The sequence below is a fragment of the Streptomyces sp. NPDC051219 genome, assembly GCF_040682335.1.
Taxonomy (GTDB): Bacteria; Actinomycetota; Actinomycetes; order Streptomycetales; family Streptomycetaceae; genus Streptomyces.
On record NZ_JBFBAS010000039.1, the window covers coordinates 16,315 to 33,416 of the forward strand.

General features: G+C 69.0%; 15 protein-coding genes. 10 read left to right on the plus strand and 5 right to left on the minus strand.

All coding sequences use genetic code 11. From position 1 onward, the window contains the following. Positions 1–65: 65 nt before the first annotated feature. The 4 genes from AB0M62_RS29705 to AB0M62_RS29720 all read right to left on the minus strand — a co-directional run bounded on the left by AB0M62_RS29705 (position 66) and on the right by AB0M62_RS29720 (position 5,636). The gene (locus tag AB0M62_RS29705) at positions 66–482 is read right to left on the minus strand and encodes a hypothetical protein (RefSeq protein WP_366077409.1); all 417 of its coding nucleotides are present in this window, start codon (positions 480–482) and stop codon (positions 66–68) included. Between the two features lie 763 nt (positions 483–1,245). Beyond that, positions 1,246–1,965 carry an alpha/beta hydrolase gene (locus AB0M62_RS29710; RefSeq protein ID WP_366077410.1) on the minus strand — a complete coding sequence of 240 codons (720 nt, stop codon included), beginning with the start codon at positions 1,963–1,965 and terminating at the stop codon, positions 1,246–1,248. A gap of 659 nt (positions 1,966–2,624) precedes the next feature. Then, positions 2,625–4,811 carry a SpoIIE family protein phosphatase gene (locus tag AB0M62_RS29715; RefSeq protein WP_366077411.1) on the minus strand — a complete coding sequence of 729 codons (2,187 nt, stop codon included), beginning with the start codon at positions 4,809–4,811 and terminating at the stop codon, positions 2,625–2,627. A 189-nt stretch (positions 4,812–5,000) separates the two neighbouring features. Next, complete coding sequence (locus AB0M62_RS29720; protein WP_366077412.1) at positions 5,001–5,636, minus strand: TetR/AcrR family transcriptional regulator; 636 nt, start codon at positions 5,634–5,636, stop codon at positions 5,001–5,003. Positions 5,637–5,773: 137 nt separating this feature from the next. Here AB0M62_RS29720 and AB0M62_RS29725 point away from each other — a divergent pair, with 137 nt between their 5' ends. The 10 genes from AB0M62_RS29725 to AB0M62_RS29770 all read left to right on the plus strand — a co-directional run bounded on the left by AB0M62_RS29725 (position 5,774) and on the right by AB0M62_RS29770 (position 16,672). After that, positions 5,774–6,919, plus strand: a complete 1,146-nt coding sequence (locus AB0M62_RS29725; protein WP_366077413.1) for a VOC family protein — start codon at positions 5,774–5,776, stop codon at positions 6,917–6,919. After that, positions 6,916–7,854 carry a fumarylacetoacetate hydrolase family protein gene (locus AB0M62_RS29730; protein ID WP_366077414.1) on the plus strand — a complete coding sequence of 313 codons (939 nt, stop codon included), beginning with the start codon at positions 6,916–6,918 and terminating at the stop codon, positions 7,852–7,854. The genes AB0M62_RS29725 and AB0M62_RS29730 overlap by 4 nt, the downstream gene beginning before the upstream one ends. Further along, positions 7,851–9,464 carry a bifunctional 3-(3-hydroxy-phenyl)propionate/3-hydroxycinnamic acid hydroxylase gene (locus AB0M62_RS29735; protein ID WP_366077415.1) on the plus strand — a complete coding sequence of 538 codons (1,614 nt, stop codon included), beginning with the start codon at positions 7,851–7,853 and terminating at the stop codon, positions 9,462–9,464. The genes AB0M62_RS29730 and AB0M62_RS29735 overlap by 4 nt, the downstream gene beginning before the upstream one ends. A gap of 16 nt (positions 9,465–9,480) precedes the next feature. Then, positions 9,481–11,499 (plus strand): acetoacetate--CoA ligase, encoded by a 2,019-nt coding sequence (locus tag AB0M62_RS29740; protein WP_366077416.1) that lies wholly within the window; start codon positions 9,481–9,483, stop codon positions 11,497–11,499. A gap of 146 nt (positions 11,500–11,645) precedes the next feature. Further along, positions 11,646–12,269, plus strand: a complete 624-nt coding sequence (locus tag AB0M62_RS29745; protein WP_366077417.1) for a malonic semialdehyde reductase — start codon at positions 11,646–11,648, stop codon at positions 12,267–12,269. Positions 12,270–12,382: 113 nt separating this feature from the next. Beyond that, entirely contained in the window at positions 12,383–12,565 is a 183-nt protein-coding gene (locus tag AB0M62_RS29750) for a hypothetical protein (protein ID WP_366077418.1), read from the plus strand. 70 nt (positions 12,566–12,635) lie between these two features. Continuing rightward, positions 12,636–14,147: an MFS transporter gene (locus AB0M62_RS29755; RefSeq protein WP_366077419.1), complete on the plus strand. Its 1,512-nt coding sequence runs from the start codon at positions 12,636–12,638 to the stop codon at positions 14,145–14,147. A gap of 221 nt (positions 14,148–14,368) precedes the next feature. Further along, on the plus strand, positions 14,369–14,956 hold the full coding sequence (locus AB0M62_RS29760) for a TetR/AcrR family transcriptional regulator (RefSeq protein ID WP_366077420.1): 588 nt from the start codon (positions 14,369–14,371) through the stop codon (positions 14,954–14,956). 438 nt (positions 14,957–15,394) lie between these two features. Continuing rightward, entirely contained in the window at positions 15,395–16,102 is a 708-nt protein-coding gene (locus AB0M62_RS29765) for a hypothetical protein (RefSeq protein ID WP_366077421.1), read from the plus strand. 369 nt (positions 16,103–16,471) lie between these two features. After that, a complete protein-coding gene (locus tag AB0M62_RS29770; protein ID WP_366077422.1) occupies positions 16,472–16,672 on the plus strand; it encodes a hypothetical protein in 201 nt (66 codons plus the stop codon). A 239-nt stretch (positions 16,673–16,911) separates the two neighbouring features. Here AB0M62_RS29770 and AB0M62_RS29775 read toward each other — a convergent pair whose 3' ends face one another. Beyond that, complete coding sequence (locus AB0M62_RS29775) at positions 16,912–17,040, minus strand: hypothetical protein (protein ID WP_366077423.1); 129 nt, start codon at positions 17,038–17,040, stop codon at positions 16,912–16,914. Between the last annotated feature and the right edge of the window lie 62 nt (positions 17,041–17,102).

Here is a 17,102-nt window from a genome sequence, read left to right on the forward strand (position 1 = left end):
ATCAGAGGGATGCGACCAACGTCGGTTGCCGGATCACGGCGACCTTCGTATCAGCGACCGGAGCTCTACCGGTCGTGGTGGCGGCTCGCCTTGTCGCGGTCCCGGTGGTCGTCGTTGTGACCGTCCCGGTGGTCGTGGTCACGGTCCCGGTGGTCGTCGTTGTGGCCGTCCCGGTTGTCGTGGTCACGGTTCCGGTGGTCGTCGTTGTGGCCGTCCCGGTTGTCGTCGTCACAGTCCCAGTGGTTGTCGTCGTAACGGACCCAACGGCCGTCGTCGTCACAGTCCCAGTGGTTGTCGTCGTAACGGACCCAACGGCCGTCGCCGCCCCAGCGGTGGTCGTTGGCCTCGGCACCGGCGGGGCGCTGGACGTGCCCTGACGTCGACGTCGCAGCCGACGCAGTACCCCCGGCACCAAGAACGGCTCCGCCGGCCACGGCCAGGGAGGCGATCGCGACAGACACGCGCTTCGCGAGGTAACTCACAAGTTTCTCCTTCGATTCAAAGCAATCCGTCAGTGCGACGGACGCTATGCACTAGTGCAATTCAGTGGGATTGTTCGATGCAGCGGCGCGGATCGCTCCTTCATGAGCGTCAGCCGGCTGCGCTGCACATCGCCACTGGGCGCGAGAGAGGTTGCCGATGCGGCAACACCCTCAGATTCCATAAAATGTACGAAACCTCCCTTCAGTAATACCATACGTTGTATGGAAAATCGGTGGCGGCGCCACCAGCCACGGGAGAGGCTCACCTCTCGCGCGTGATGGCGGCGACGCGGCGCAGGAACCCGGGCGTCGCACCGAAAGCCGACGCCCCGCGTGGCGAACTGAATCGCCCGACTGGGACCTGCGCAGTGTCCGAGAACGGCCGTCACGGAATGCCGAGGCACCACACGCAATCAATGAAGTCGAGATCTTCTTGATTGCGAACGTTGCTCGTGAGCAGTACAGGCTGCTGCCGCCATCCACGACGGCTGGTGGATGGCGCCCGGCGTCAGCGGGCAGGACAAGAAACTCCGGACATGGAGGAGTCAATGGGGCAGTGGGACAGCCACCAGCTCCTCCTCGCAGTCCGTTTCACCCGGACCTCGCCCGGCAGCGGATGTCCGAGTGTGGGGGCCTGGATACGGTCGCTTCCAACGGCGACACGACAGGCCACACGGGACCACTGCGGCGCAGGGTGGCGGGCCCGCGAGCCCATGCCCCATCGGAGAAAACGCGCTCATCACACCGGAAAGACAACAGCTCCTCAGGCATTCCAGTGCGCCTCAAGGGCTGCGGCGACCTCGGCCGGCTTCTGGATCAACGTCCAGTGGCTGCAGTCGAGCTTGACGACCCGGGACGCTCGCACAGCTTCGCCGAGTTCATCGGCGAACGCGATCGGACAGGCCGGGTCGAGCGTCCCCCAGAGGACCAGGCACGGCGCGGACACGTTCGCCAGTTCCGGTTCCCACTCCGCGCCCACCGTCACGGCGGAGCGGTACAGCTTGAGGATGCTGTCCCTCATCGACCCGTCCACGCGACGGACCATTTCCTCGGCCACATCAGCCGGGACATCGAGTTTGCTCAGGTCCTTGGCGAAGGACGCCGGGTCAAGCTCGTTCATGAACCGGTCCCCGTCGACCGGATCCTGCCAGATCTTGGCCAGCGGATGCCAGCCGTACTGAGCACTGACCGGAGCGCTACTGCCGGCCCACGTACGAACCAGGTCCGGCCGTATCGAAGCGACGCGCGCGGTGAGAATGCAGCCCCAGTCATGGCCGACCAGGTCCACCGGCTCGCCGACTTGCTCCAGCCGATCGATGAGCCAATCGACGTACTCCTCTTTGGTGGAGTCGAAGCCTTGCGGCCGCGGTGCGCCGAAGCCGGGCAGGTCCCAGGCCTCGACGTCACTTCGGCTCAGGTGCTGGCGCACGCCGTCCCACACACGGTGGGTGTCGGGGACGCCGTGGATCAGAACTGCAGGCATGGACGAGCTCCTCCGTAGACAAAAGCCTCATATGTGAGGTTTTTATCATTATTACGCCCTTTGGTTCCGTATTGCGAATCGGGGCCCGAGCCGACATGTCCCGTCCCCCTGCCGAACGCGTGGTGAACGGACGCATGGCCCAGGGGTGTCGCCGCTCCGGAGGCATCGTCAGACCGCTGAACAAGGGCACACCACCGGCACCCCCAGCTCTCCATCCCAGCCTGCGGCCGGTGGGTGTGGTGGGTACGAGAAGGGGAGACGCACCCTTCGGTGGTGCGCCATGAATCGGTGGTGTCCGGCGAGCCCCTGTAGGACCGCTTGGGCACCGAGAGCACCGGCCACTGGGCACCTGCCGGCGGCGGCGCCGCCCTTCCGCTGCCCGGTCGGGTCACAGCCTGATCGTGGGAATGCGATGCCTGCCGGACGTCAAGCTCCGAAAACGCATCATGGCAGGACGCGCCAGCGTCCCGCTCCTTCGCCACCGGGTCATCCTGATCGCCGCCTACGCCGCCGCTGCGCGGACCGGCCCACAGATGATCTCCGGCTACGAAAATCTTGCCCGAGCCGCGTTCAGATGTACGCCGGCAGGTGCTGCATCGTCAGCCAGTCGAAGCCCCGAGAAACCTCGCGATCGTCTGGGCGGGCCGGGAAGATGGTGCTCATACGACCCCAGGAATACCCTCCACGTCCAGCGCTGCCGCGTCCGAGAAGAGCGCCGGCGCGCTCAGGGCGCACTCCGCCCAGACCGTCTTGCCACGTCGGGCATGGCGCGTTCCCCAGTGCTCGGTGAGTTGGGCGACGAGGAACAGACCTCGCCCGCCCTCGTCGAAGACACGGGCCCGGCGCAGGTGCGGAGTCGTGCTGCCGGCATCCGCGACCTCGCACATGAGGGTGCGATCGTGGATGAGACGCAGCTGGATGGGAGGCTGGCCGTAGCGGATGGCGTTGGTGACCAGTTCGCTGACGACCAGTTCGGTGGTGAAGTCGAGTTCTTCCAGTCCCCATTTGGTCAGCTGCTTGGAGACGCTCGCTCTGGCCCGGGCGACCTCGGCCGGGTTGGCATCCACGTCCCAAGTGGCGACCTGACGGTCCCCTAGGGCGTGGGTGCGGGCCAGGAGGAGTGCCACGTCGTCGTGCGGTCGGTCTGCGGGCAGCAGCGCTTCGAGGACGGTGTCGCAGGTTGCCTCCAGGGAGGCGGAGGGCTGCGCGAGGGCGTGGCACAGTCGGGTGAGGCCCGCCTCGATGTCGTGGTCGAGGGCCTCGATCAGGCCGTCGGTGTAGAGGGCGATGAGGCTGCCCTCGGGCAGGGCGATCTCCGCCGTCTCGAACGGCAGGCCGCCCAGGCCGAGGGGCGGGCCGGCGGGCAGCTCGAGGATGTCGGCGGTTCCGTCCCGGGTCATCACGACGGGCAGCACGTGGCCCGCGCGGGCGAGGGTGCAGCTGCCGGCGACGGGATCGTACACGGCGTACAGGCAGGTGGCCCCGATGTCCCCCGCAGATTCGGTGTCCGTTTGGGCAGAGACTTCGGAAGAGACCTCGGCGGCCAGGCGGATGACGACGTCGTCCAGGTGGGTGAGGAGTTCGTCGGGCGGCAGGTCGATGTCGGCGAGGGTGCGCACGGCGGTCCGCAGCCGGCCCATGGTGGCGGCGGCGTGGATGCCGTGGCCGACCACGTCGCCCACCACGAGTGCGACCCGGGCACCGGACAGCGGGATGACGTCGTACCAGTCGCCGCCCACGCCGAGCTGGGCGGCAGCAGGCAGGTAGCGGCAGGCGACCTCCACGGCGGACTGCGCGGGTGTACTGCGCGGGAGCAGACTGCGCTGGAGGGTGAGGGCGGTGGCGCGCGCGTGCGTGTATCGGCGGGCGTTGTCAATGGCCACCGCCGCCCTGGCTGCGACCTCCTGGGCGAGGAGCAGGTCCTCGTCCCCGTACGCGTCGGGTTTGTGGTGACGGAAGAACTGAGCGACACCCAGCGTGGTGCCACGGGCGCACAGCGGTACCAGCAGCACTGATGCGGACGGGCCGAGGTGGTGCCGTGAGGGCCGGCCGGTGACCAGGGCGCGAGCCGGTGGTGATCCGTCCGGATACCTGTGGAGCTGCTGCGGCGCAACCGACGATTCCCCGTAGATCGCTCCCAGGTGGGTCGTCTCGGGGTAACCGTCCGTCACCGGCCGCTGGGCGACCCGGCGGACCACGAGTGTGCCCTTCGCAGGAGCCTCGTCTCCGGGAGACGTTTCGAGGAGGTCGACGGTGACGGCGTCGGCGAAGTGGTCGGTGGCCAGGTCCGCCAACTCCTGGGCGGTGCGGGCGATGTCCAGGGTCGTTCCGACGCGTACGCTCGCCTCGTTCACCACCGACAGCCACCACTGCACCTGGCGATCCCGCTCCTCCTGGAAGGCCAGGACGCCCGTCTCCGATGTGCGATCCATGTACTCGGTCGCCACTGCGATCAGCTTGCGTGTCGCCGCGTTGATCGGCTCGACATCGCTGGTGAGCCGGGGCAGTTCTTCGAGCAGCCGGTCGATGATACGGCCCTGCCCGAGCCGGAAGGCGCGCAGCATCGCTGTGACCGGCTTCCCGCGCTGAGCCAGCCGACGCGCGCGCTCTGCGTCGCCGGCCGGCGGATCGATCCGCCTCGGCTCGATGCCGTGCTCGATGCCGGAAAGTATGGCGATGACGTGCTCGGCGACGTTCTCCCCCGTCATCCGTGCGATGTCCGGTTCGTCCCACAGCTCGGGGATCTCGCGTCGCAGGTGTTGCTCTACGTCGTGGATCAGCTCGTCCGCTCGCGGGCTGAGTTCATGCGCGGCACGGGACAGAAGACTGTCCGCGGTGAAGTCCACACTGACGACGTTACGCCGTCCTGGTGGACCGCGAAGCCTCAGCCGGCCGCATCTGGCTGCGCGGCGCCCGGGAGGAGCCCGGCTCACGGGCTGGTCGTGGTCGAGGACGAGGGGCCGCGCGGTCACCGGCGGACGGGGTGGCGCCCACGGCTTTTCCGGTGTCCACGGGGCCTCAGCCGGTGCTCCGGGTCAACTGAGGTCGGGCAGCGGCCGCCGGGTCACCTGGTGGGCGTCGTCCGGCGGGACGCCGAGCATGCGCAGGACCATCTCGGCCAGGTCCGAGGCGGCCTCGTCGCCGTCGAGTTCGGGGCGGGCCAGCCGCAGCGCCACGAGGGACAGCAGGGTCCCGCCGAGGGCGGACAGGGCGGTGGTCGGGTTGGTGCAGGTGAAGCGGCCCGAGGCGATGCCTGTCTCCAGGTCGCGCAGGGCTCGGGGGGCGAGGCCCCGGTCGGTGTGGATCTGGGCCAGACCTCGGTCACGCAGGATCCGCATGAGTTCGGGGTGGGAGTCGGCCATCTGGGCGGTGAGCCGGAAGCCCACGGCGACGAGCTCGGCCGGGTCGTCGATTCCTTGTACGCGCTCGTCGATGACCTGCCCGAACTCGTCCAGGGCGTCTGTCACCGCGGCGTCGAACAGCTCCGTCTTGGACTCGAAGTGGTTGTAGAAGGAGCCGAAACCGACATCCGCGCGCTCGGCGATGGCCTGGATGCTGGCGCTGGTGTCCCCGGTCTCCGCGAGGATCTGCCGGGCCGCCCGGACGAGCGCCTGACGGGTCTCGGCACGGCGCCGCTCGAAGCGGTTCTTGGGCGGGGCTGACGTCGGCATGCGGCGAGTGTAACAACCGTCGCGATGAGTCTGCCATTAGTGATGAGATCATCAATTATTTGGGTCCACCCTATTGACGATGGGTAACGGCAAAGTTGATGATTTCCTCATTACAGCAGTGTTGCTTGGAGGACACCATGTCCCACACCCCCGTTAACAGGGCCGCTCCCCAGACGCCCCACCAAGACCTCCACAGTGAGCAGGGCGCCCTGCGCGAAGAGCACCCCGGACGGTCCCGGAATCCCGTGATCAAGGCGGCGGACCTCGCCTGGCTGGAGTTCGAGAAGCCCGACCTGGACCGGGCCGAGGTCTTCGCCCGTGACTTCGGCTTCGCGATCGCCGCCCGCACCGAGCGCGAGCTGTGGCTGCGCGGCACGTTCGCCGGCTCGCCGTGCATGGTGATCCGCAAGGGGCGTACATCCCGCTTCATCGGCCCTGCGTTCCGCGCGGCCGAACGGGCCGACCTCGACCGGCTGGCCCGCGCCACCGGCAGTACCGTCCGGGACATCGACGTACCGGGCGGTGGGCAGTCGGTAGCCCTGCTCGATCCCTCGGGCCTGCCGGTCCGGGTCGTGCACTGCGCCGGGCAGCTGCCCGAGCTGCCCGAGCAGGAGCCGCTGATCCTCAACTTCGGCACCGATCACCGTCGTACGAACGCCACCCAGCGTCCGCCCCGTGAGCCGTCCCGTATCCAGCGGCTGGGCCATGTGGTGCTGGAGACACGGGTGTTCGCCCGGACCCTGGACTGGTACCTGGACACCCTCGGGATGATCGTGTCCGACTTCCTGTTCCTGGACGGGCAGCGCGGGCGCGGGCCGACCATGGCGTTCATCCGGTGCGACCAGGGGAGCGTGGCGGTCGATCACCACACGCTGGCCCTGCACCTGGGGCCCGGAACCGGCTACGTCCACTCGGCCTACCAGGTCACCGACCTCGACGCGATCGGCGCCGGCGGGGAGTACCTGGCCGAGCGCGGCTACAAGCGAAGCTGGGGCATCGGCCGGCACATCCAGGGCAGCCAGCTGTTCGACTACTGGCGCGACCCCGACCACTTCATGCTGGAGCACTTCGCCGACGGCGACCTCTTCTCCTGCGACCTGGAGCCCGGCTGGGCGCCGATGTCGGCGAGCGGCCTGGCCCAGTGGGGCCCGCCGGTCACCCGCGACTTCCTGGGCACCAACCCGTCCCCCGCCAAGCTGCGCGAGGTCATGACGGCCCTGCGCGGCGACAACGAACTCGACCCCGCACGCCTGCTGGGCCTGATGAAAGCGATGAGCTCATGAGTACCAACGTTCTGCGCACCACCGACGGCTGGTGGGTCGTCCGAGACGAGTGCGCCGTCCGTGTCGAGACCAAGGCGGTCACCACCGCCGAGCTGCTCGCCGACCGGGACGCGGTCCGCGAGGCCGCTGCCTCCGCCGAGAGCGGCACGCCCGTCGCCGACCTGGTGGCGCTGCCTCCGGTCACCACCCCCTGCCGGGTGGTCGCCCAGATGGTCAACTACCGCAGCCACGCCAAGGACTCGGGCTTCACCGGAGACATTCCGGCCACCTTCTTCCGCAAGGCGTCCGGCTCGGTCAGCGGACCGCACGAGAAGATCGTCCGCCCCGCGCACGTGAAGTTCCTCGACTACGAGGTGGAACTCGGCCTCGTCATGGGCGCGACCCTGCCCGTGGGCACCGTCGTCGAGGAGCAGGACCTGCCGCGCTACGTCGCCGGCCTTGTCCTGACCAACGACGTCAGCGCCCGCGACGTCCAGCTGACCAAGACCCAGTTCTACGAGAGCAAGTCCTATCCGACCTTCACGCCGACGGGGCCGTACCTGGCCCTGCTGGAGCCCGAGGAGTTCGCCCTGCTGCTGAACCTGCGGCTGCGGCTGTCGGTTAATGGTGTGTCGCGCCAGGACCGCACGCTGGCCGACATGATCGTACGGCCCGCACAGGCGCTCACCCTGCTCGCCCGCTTCCAGACGCTCGCCCCGGGCGACCTGCTGCTGACCGGCACTCCCGGCGGCACGGCCCTGAAGGCCCCGCCCAAGCCGATCGCGAAGATCAGTGCGTTGCTGTCGCCCGCGGTGAGGTGGAAGGCGTTCTTCAAGGGCCAGGCCAAGAACCCCCTTTACCTGCGCGACGGTGACCTCATCACCGCCACGATCGCCACCCCGGACGGGCAGATCGACCTCGGCGAGCAGCGGACCCCCGTTACGGACGCACCATGAAGGCCGCATCCCGGAGGCCGGTGGTGATCATCGGTGCGGGACCCGTCGGGGTCACGGCCGCCCTACTGCTGGCCCGGCACGGCGTGCGCAGCCTCGTCCTGGAACGCCACCGAGGCATCTACCACCTGCCGCGTGCCGTCGTCGTGGACGACGAGGTCCGCCGGATCCTGCAGAGTGTCGGTGTCCACGAGGAGTTCGCCGCGCTCGCCCGCCCGGCGCTCGGGCTGCGGCTGCTGGACGCCCGGCGCCGCTTGATCACCGAGTTCCCGCGGTCCCTGCACGGACACCACGGCTTCCCGGAGACCAGCATGTTCGACCAGCCCGCGCTGGAACGCCTGCTGCGCGACGCCCTGGCGCGCCGCCCGGAGTGCGAGCTGCAGGGCGGGGTGGAGGTCGTGTCCGTCACCCAGGACACCGACGGACCGAACGATCCCACGGGTCCGGTCCGGGTCACCTTCCGCCGCGACGGCAGCGACGAGGAGGAGCACGTGTGGGCCGATGCCGTCCTCGGCTGCGACGGCGCGGGCAGCCTCACCCGTGGCTCCACCGGCGCCGTGTGGGAGGACCTGCACTTCCAGGAGAGCTGGAGAGTCATCGACGTGCGCACCACCCGCCAGGTGCGCAGCTGGGAAGGCGCCGAGCAGATCTGCTGCCCCAACCGGCCGGCCACCTTCATGCGCGTCGGCGAGGACCGCTACCGCTGGGAGTTCCGGCTGCCCGAGGACGAAAACCTGGACGGCCCGGACGGGCAGGAGCGCCTGCGCGAGCTGGTCGCCCCCTGGGTGGACCTGCCGTCCGACGCCTCGTCGAGCGACGACTTCGAGGTGATCCGGCAGGCGCAGTACACCTTCCGGGCCCGCATCGCCGACCGGTGGCGTCGGGGACGCGTCTTCCTGCTGGGCGACGCCGCCCACCTCACCCCGCCTTTCGTCGGGCAGGGTCTGTGCGCGGGCCTGCGGGACGCCCACAACCTCACCTGGAAACTCGCCCGCGTGCTCCAACAGGGCGCACACGAGGGCCTGCTGGACACCTACGAACGCGAGCGCAAGCCGCACGCCCGCCATGTGATCCGCGTGGCGGTCGCCGTCGGCTGGGCCATGACCGGCGGACAGGACCGCGGTGCGGCGTTCCGCCGGGCCGTTGTGGGCACGGTCTGTCGCATCCCCGGCGTGACCGCGGCGGTGAGCCGTGACCTCAGCCCCGCCCTGACCGCCGGTCCACTCGTACGGCGCCGACCCAGGCTGACCGGCCGCGTGCTGGCCGGCACCTTCTGCCCGCAGCCCTGGGTACGGCACGACGGCAGGCGAGTGCGCCTCGATGACGTCCTCGGAGACTCCTTCGCCGTCCTGACCGCTGTGCCGCCCACGGCGCAGATGACGGCCGTGGCCACGGCACTGGGCGCCCCGACGATCCACGTCGACGACCTGGGCGACGACGGCACCCTGGCCGCCTGGCTGGCACGCGGCTCGTCGGCCGCCGTCCTGCTGCGCCCCGACCGCGTCGTGATGGACACCGTCCCGGCCGGCACCGGCGACTTCACGGACACCGCCGCCTGGGCCCCCCTGCTGCACACGGCCCGCCACACCGCCGACGCCCGGCCCGCCCCCTGACGAGGAACCCCACACCATGACGAGCCCGCACCTCGCGCCGTACCCGGAACCCTTCTTCACTCCCGACCCGAAGTCGGCCGCCCACAGCCGCATCGCGGACTTCGCCCGATGGGCGGCCCGGCACCGGGGCGCCGAAGGGATCCAGGACCCCACAGACTACCGAGCCCTGTACCAGTGGTCCGTCACCGACCTGGAAGGGTTCTGGGCCGCGGTGTGGGAGTACTTCGACATCGACGCGACGACTGAGTACGAGCGGGTGCTGGCCGAGGAGACCATGCCCGGCGCCCGCTGGTTCCCCGGCGCCACCCTCAACTACGTCCATCACGCGCTGCGCAACCTGCAGCCGGACGCTCCCGCGATCACCGCCCTGGACGAGACCGGAGCCGGCTATGAGATCACGGGCCGGGAGCTGCGCTCCCGGGTCGCCTCCGTCGCCGCCACCCTGCGCGACCTGGGCGTCGGACAGGGCGACCGGGTGGTGGGCTATCTGCCCAACACCCCCCACGCCATCATCGCCTTCCTCGCCACCGCCAGCCTGGGCGCGGTGTGGTCGGTGTGCGGCCAGGACTACGCACCCAAGGCCGCCGCCGACCGCTTCGCCCAGCTCGAACCCACGGTGCTGATCACCGCGGACGGCTACCTCTTCAACGGCACCACACACGACCGCCGTGCCGCCTCGCTCGAACTCGCCGCCGCCCTGCCGACGCTGGAGGCCACGGTGCTCGTGGAGCACGTGGGCCTTGCCTGGCCCGAGGGCGGGGACTCGGGGCTGACGGTTCCCTGGGAGGACGCGGCCACCCGCGTCGAGTACCTCACCATCGCCCCGGTGCCGTTCGACCACCCTCTGTGGGTCGTCTTCTCCTCAGGCACCACCGGACTGCCCAAGGGCATCGTCCACGGGCACGGCGGGGTCCTGCTCGAACACCTCAAGATGCTCGGCCTGCACACCGATCTGGGCACTGGGGACCGCCTGCTGTGGTACACCACCACCCACTGGATGATGTGGAACCTGGTCGTCTCCACCCTGCTGACCGGTGCCACCACCTGCACCTACGACGGCAGCCCGGCACCGCAGGCGCGTCCGGACGTCCTGTGGGAGCTGGCGGCCCGTCACAAGGTCACCGTCTTCGGCACCAGTCCTCAGTACCTGCTGGCCATGGCCAAGCTGGGCATCGAACCCTCCGTGCACGACCTGTCGGCCATCCGCGTCGTCGGCTGCACCGGCTCCGCTCTCCCCGCCTCCGCCTACCCCTGGGTCCGCGACCACGTGGGCGCAGACGTCCAGCTGGCCTCCACCAGCGGCGGCACGGACATCGTCTCCGGCTTCGCCGGCAGCGCCTCCACGACCCCCGTCTGGGCGGGGGAGCTGTCCGCCCCCGGCCTGGGCGTGGCGCTGGCCGCCTACGACGCGATGGGCACCCCTGTCCTCGACCAGGTCGGCGAACTGGTCGTCACCCGGCCCATGCCGTCCATGCCGCTGTCCTTCTGGAACGACCCCGACGGCAGCCGCTACCGCGACGCCTACTTCGGCGCCTACCCCGGTGTGTGGCGGCACGGCGACTGGATCACCTTCACCTCGCACGGCTCGGTGATCGTCCACGGCCGCTCCGACGCCACCCTCAACCGCAACGGCGTCCGCCTGGGCAGTGCCGACATCCACGACGTCGTCGAACGCCTCCCCGAGATCACCGAGGCCCTCGTAATCGGCGCGGAGGAACCCGACGGCGGCTACTGGATGCCGCTCTTCGTGGTCCTTGCCGACGGGGTCGGCCTGGACGACTTCCTGCGCGACCGGATCCGCGACGCGATCCGCGTCGGCGCCTCACCCCGCCACGTCCCCGACGAGATCCTCGCCGTGCCGGCCCTCCCGCACACGAAGACCGGCAAGAAGCTCGAGGTTCCCGTCAAGCGCCTGCTCCAGGGCGCCCCCGCTGACCAGGTCCTGAACCCCGCGGCGGTCGACAACCCCGACCTGATCGCCTACTTCGCCCGCCTGGGCGCGGAGCGCAACAGGCGGTCAACACACCACACATGACGGCCAGGCGGCCACAGACCCACGTGACAGCACCGGGTCCTTGTACCCCGCCCGGCTCCGCAAACCCCGTCCCCACCGCGTGGTGCCGGGGCGGTCAACCCGCCCCGGCACCACACCATCCGCACGACCGAAGTAAGAGAGAAACCATGAGCATGACCGACCGCGAACCGCAGGCCCTCGATGCCCTTGACGACGCCGGACGAAAGGTGCTGTTCACCGAGGCCCGCACCGCGAACACCTTTGCCGAGGTGGCCGTCGCCGACGACGAACTCGCCATGATCTGGGAACTCGCCCGCTGGTCGCCGAGCGCCGCCAACGGCCAGCCTCTGCGTGTGCTCTTCGTGCGCACCCGCGAGGGCAAGGAGCGACTGGTCCGGCATCTCGACGAGGGCAACAGGGCCAAGACGCTCAGTGCGCCGGCCGTGGCGATCCTGGCGTACGACGTCGACTTCCACGAGCAGATGCCGACAGTCTTCCCGGCCCGCGGCGACATGCTGCGAGCGGCGTTCGCCGACCAGAACGAGACGCGCGAGAGCCTTGCCGCCTACAACTCGGCACTGCAGACCGGGGTCTTCCTCCTCGCGGTGCGCGCAGCGGGGCTCGCGGCCGGTCCCATGGCGGGCTTCAACCGGGCCGGCGTGGACGAGGAGTTCTTCGCCGGTACCAGCTGGCGTTCGCATCTGGTGGTCAACATCGGTCACCCCGGCGCCGACCCGTGGTTCCCGCGGCTGCCCCGCGTGCCCGTCGAGGACGCCGTCGCCTATGCCTGAGGGCACCGCCGCCACCTGGTAGGTGAGAGGCGCAATGCGATGGGCGCCGGTGCTCTTCTGAGTACCGGCGCCCATTTCACCGAGGTGGCTGTGACGGATTTAAGGGTCGTCCGGTGGGGTGGTTCCACCGCCTCTACCACGGCAGCCGTGTGCCGACGCTGAACCGCAAGATACGCGTGTTCGTGGACTGGTTCCTGGCCTCGGTCCCCAAGCGGCAAGCCGTCGGCCTCATTGAACTGGAGCACGCGCGCGGCCCGTTCACCGAGGCGGCCACGCCGTCCCACAGCCGTACCTGATCTCTCCGCCCGCTTTTGTCCCTTTCTCTTTCCGCCATACCCCCCGTCCGCTGCCTGGAGGGCTGTCCCCATGCCACAGAACACCGTCGCCGCCGCTCGCGGCGCTGAGAACACACCGAAGAATGTGCCTGTCGACCCGTCACATCAGCGCCGCTGGTGGATTCTGGTGGTCATTTCCCTCGCCCAACTGGTGGGAGTCCTCGACGGCACCATCGTGAACATCGCTCTGCCGTCCGCCCAGCGCGACCTGGGCTTCTCGGACGCCGACCGGCAGTGGGTGGTCACCGCCTACGCGCTGACCTTCGGCAGCCTGCTGCTGCTCGGCGGCCGGGTCGCAGACCTGGTCGGGCGGAAGGTGACCTTCCTGGTAGGTCTGACCGGCTTCGCGGCCGCTTCCGTGCTGGGAGGCGCGGCGAACAGTTTCGGCATGCTCGTCGCCGCGCGCGGGATCCAGGGCCTGTTCGCTGCCCTGCTGGCCCCGTCCGCGCTGTCGCTCCTGATGACCACCTTCACCGATCCGCGCGAGCGGGCGAAGGCCTTCACCGTCGCAGGCTCGGTCGCCGGTGCGGGTGGAGCCATCGGCCTGATCCTCGGCGGGGTCCTGACCGAGTACCTGGACTGGCGCTGGACCATGTACGTCAACGTGGTCTTCGCAGTGGTGGCGTTCGTCGGTGGCGCAGCCCTGCTGCACCGCACCCCGCGGGACAAGTCCTCGAAGCTCGACGTCCCCGGCACCCTGCTGGTCTCCGCCGGCCTGTTCTGCCTGGTCTACGGTTTCTCGAACGCCGAGACGCACGGCTGGGGTTCGGTGGCGACCTGGGGCATGCTGGCGGCCGGCGCCGTACTGGTGGGCCTCTTCGTCTGGTGGCAGAGCAGGGCGGCATATCCGCTGCTGCCCTTGCGGGTCCTGCTGGACCGTAACCGCGGCGCCTCCTTCGCCGCCCTCTTCATCAGCGGCGCGGGCATGTTCGGCGTGTTCCTGTTCCTGACCTACTACCTGCAGCAGAGCCTCGGTTACAGCGCACTGAAGACCGGCTTCGCCTTCCTGCCCATGATCGTGGCATCGTCGTCCGCCTCCGCCGTGGCCGCCAACGTCCTGGTGCCGCGCATAGGCCCCAAGCCGGTGGTACCGCTGGGCATGGCCATTGCGGCCGCCGGCCTGGTCTGGATGACCGCGTTGGACCTGAACAGCGGATACGTCACGCAGGTAGTGCCACAGCTGGTGCTCGTCGGCATCGGGCTGGGCGCGGTCATGGCGCCCGCGATGAGCCTGGCTACCTCCGGCGTGGCCGCGGCCGACGCCGGAGCCGCGTCCGCCGCCGTCAACACCGTCCTGCAGGTCGGCGGGTCCATCGGCGTCGCCCTGCTCAGCACGATGGCCTCCGAAGCCGTCACCGACTACCTCTCCGGCCGCAACCCCCAGGACCCCGGCGTCCTGGCCCAGGCCGGCCTCGAGGGCTACTCCACCGCCTACTGGTGGTCGGCGGCCATCTTCGTCATCGGCCTGGGCGTGACCGCCCTGCTCTACCGCCGCGGCTTGCCGCAGCAGGACGAGAACGCCGCGCCTGTCGTTCACCTGTGATCAACGAACGGGTCTGTCTGAGAGGGGCGCAGGCCGTATTGCAGTCACCTGCTGCGACAGCTGCCATGCACGAGGAATCAAAGGGGGAAGTGTCCGGGTACCTTTGACGGGCCTCGGGAGGAGTCGTGCAGATTCTCCGAGGCTGCCCCGTTCCCGCTATGAGACAGAATGTCCCATAGTAAGCTGTAAGTCGCAGTGTCTCACAGAGGGGAACGGGAGAGGTGGAAGACAGAACCGATCCGCGTCTGTTGCGCAGCCGTGACGCCATGGTCTCGGCGGCCACCGCGTTGCTCACGGAAGGCGGGCTGGAGGCCGTAACGCATCAAGCGGTTGCCGGCCGTGCCGGCGTTGGCAGAGCCACCGTCTATCGGCACTGGCCCAACCCTCTCGACCTCCGCCTGGCCGCGCTGGAAGCCGGCATGCCGCCTCTGCCTCCGATGCCTGAGGAGCTTCGGGTCGCTTCGGGCGGCGATCCGCGAGCGGAGCTCGTTCACCGCCTGGGCGTGCTTGCCGAGCGGTGGGACGACGAGCAAGCAGGTGCCGTCCTTGCTGCGGTCCTCGGCGGCTCACGGCATGACGAGGGCATGCGCCGCCTCCGGGAGTCGCTGCTGAACCAGATCGCCGATGCCCTGCGTCCCGCTGTTGCCGCGGCCGTGGAGCGCGGCCAGCTCCGGTCCGACGTCACCCCCGAGACCTTTGCCATGGCTACCGCGGGCCCCCTGTTCTTCGAGCGCTTTCTCGCCGGGAACCGCCTGGGGCGCGACACCGTGGACGCCGTCGTGGATGCCGCTATGCGGGGCTGGTCCTAGCGTCGTTGAGTCCCCGGCGTGGCTGGATATCCGCCGTTCGGCCGGGGCCGATCAAGGTGGCAGTCCTTCGCACCCATGCAGAGCTGCGGGAGTCCTGTCATCTCTGTGGTTCCCCGACCGCTTCAGCAGGGCCGAACCTGTCGGCACCAACCGATCGGCTCGCAGTCCGGTGCGGGTGCCAATGGGCCGGTCACTGCACAAAATCGCATCAGTGACCTGAGCACCCGTTGCACTGACGGAATGCGCTGAGCCGAAGGGAGAACCGTGAGTAACCTCGCCACGCGCATGTGTGTCGCCATCGCTTCCGTGGCGGTGGCCGGCGACCGGCGAGGATGCAGGTTTGCCCAGCTGCCACTCATCGAGAGGCCGGGTCGCTCAAGGGCCCCTCATCACCGAATCCTGTTAGCGTGCCCACCCTGAGGCTGGCACACTGAATGTGTGCTTCCGCTGATGGCCGCTGCTGATCAGAACGCGTTCTCATCGCTTTCTGCCGCCAGCGTTGTGTCGGTCAGTGCATTGGTCTTTACCGTCGCCTCATTCTGGTGGCTCAACGCCCGACAGGGGCGCCTGGAGTCGTGGGAGCCTCATTTCTTTGCAGCGATTGTCCACGGCTCGAAGGTTCGCCTGCGGCTTCCGCTCGTCCTTCACAACACCGGTGCCAAGCCGATAGTCGTGCAGGATCTCAGGCTGACCTTCCCTGAGGAAGCCGCCTCTCATCTGCCACTCCTGTGGACGTCTTCATCATCTTGTCTCCTACCCGGGCCGGACGAGGAACCGGAGTTGCCGACCGGATTCGTTGTGGCCGGCAGACAAGCGCAACAACTCTTCATCGAGTTCGAGGCGCCGTTTTCTGGGTTGGTTCCGAAGGCCGGTGACTACAAGGTCCGAATCCAAGTGAGGGTTGGCCACCGCAAGGGGTGGCGCTCGCTTCTGACGTTCACCTTGAGGACCAACAACATCATTCATCCCGACCGGTACACCGTCTGCAACAACGCCCCTCTCGAACTGACGAAGGAGGACCGGAGAAAGGCAGACGCTGCGCTCCTGGAGCTGTTGGAGGGGCAGGAGAAGGGCGCTTCCGCCAAGGGCGAGACCAAGCGGCGAGCCTCTTCCAACGACGAGGGCAACACCGGCACGAATCTCTAGCCTCGCCGTTTCTTTTGGGGCGATGAGGTGTCGTTGATCGTCGGAAGACCTGGTGGCGTAGGCCCTCGTCCTGGCCGAACAGGGATAGCTGGGCTCCGGGGTGCGGCCGCTCGTGGCGCACGATGATGCGCGTGCCGGCCGGATAGCCGTCCAGGTCGACCATGCCGGTCAGCTCGGCGACCTCGGCTCCCTCACGCAGCGTCCCGTCCTGGTTCACGGCGGGATGCCAGAGGCGGTCAGAGATGGCCCGGACAGCGCGTCGGACCGGCTCGGTGATGGCGTATCCGACCGCGAAGAAGGTACGGATTCCTCGTTTCCGCAGGGCGCGGACGCGGGCGAGGAAGGCTTTCGCGGATCCGCAGCGTCAGTATGGACGAGGATGTCGGTGCCGTGTCGGTGGGCGTCGGGGATCTGCGCGAGTGCGTGGTCGAGCACCGTGATGTGATCCGCGGCGGTGTTGGCGTCGGCTTTGCCGGGCCGCAGCCGGCCGGACAGTGCTGCACGGGTGTTGGCCAGGAAGCACAGCATCGGGTGGTAGCCGAAGCCGCCCTTATAGGTGGGTGCGCCTGATCTTTCGCGGAGTGGCAGGCGACCAGCGTCGCGTCGAGGTCCAGGACCGGCCCGGGCAGCATGCGTCCCGCGGCCCGGGCCGCGGGTATGCCCTCGGTTCCGCGGCCTGCAGCCAGGCGACTATCTGCGGCGGCGCGGGGCCGCCGACGACGCCACTCGGCATCTATGAGACAGCTTGACTCGCGAACATCTTCGATACATAATGTCTCGCAGGCGTGGGTTCCCACCGTGTGCTGGACCTATGAGCAGTTGAGAGTGGCAATGGACTGGACCGAGAACATCGTCGTCTTCCGCTTCACCGAACCGGCCTCCGCCCACCAGGCGCTCAGTGAGTTGAAGCAGCTCGGCGGCCCGACCGTGGAGGTCACGTGCGCGATGCTCGCGCGTACGAAACGGTTTCGTTTCGCTGGGGAGAGGGGGCAGTCTCATC

What these genes read in the sequence shown, in the direction of transcription:
- AB0M62_RS29710 (WP_366077410.1), bottom strand. Translation starts at nt 1,965, where the DNA reads ATGCCTGCAGTTCTGATCCACGGCGTCCCCGACACCCACCGTGTGTGG.
- AB0M62_RS29720 (WP_366077412.1), bottom strand. Translation starts at nt 5,636, where the DNA reads ATGCCGACGTCAGCCCCGCCCAAGAACCGCTTCGAGCGGCGCCGTGCC.
- AB0M62_RS29725 (WP_366077413.1), top strand. Translation starts at nt 5,774, where the DNA reads ATGTCCCACACCCCCGTTAACAGGGCCGCTCCCCAGACGCCCCACCAA.
- AB0M62_RS29730 (WP_366077414.1), top strand. Translation starts at nt 6,916, where the DNA reads ATGAGTACCAACGTTCTGCGCACCACCGACGGCTGGTGGGTCGTCCGA.
- AB0M62_RS29735 (WP_366077415.1), top strand. Translation starts at nt 7,851, where the DNA reads ATGAAGGCCGCATCCCGGAGGCCGGTGGTGATCATCGGTGCGGGACCC.
- AB0M62_RS29740 (WP_366077416.1), top strand. Translation starts at nt 9,481, where the DNA reads ATGACGAGCCCGCACCTCGCGCCGTACCCGGAACCCTTCTTCACTCCC.
- AB0M62_RS29745 (WP_366077417.1), top strand. Translation starts at nt 11,646, where the DNA reads ATGAGCATGACCGACCGCGAACCGCAGGCCCTCGATGCCCTTGACGAC.
- AB0M62_RS29755 (WP_366077419.1), top strand. Translation starts at nt 12,636, where the DNA reads ATGCCACAGAACACCGTCGCCGCCGCTCGCGGCGCTGAGAACACACCG.
- AB0M62_RS29770 (WP_366077422.1), top strand. Translation starts at nt 16,472, where the DNA reads ATGGACGAGGATGTCGGTGCCGTGTCGGTGGGCGTCGGGGATCTGCGC.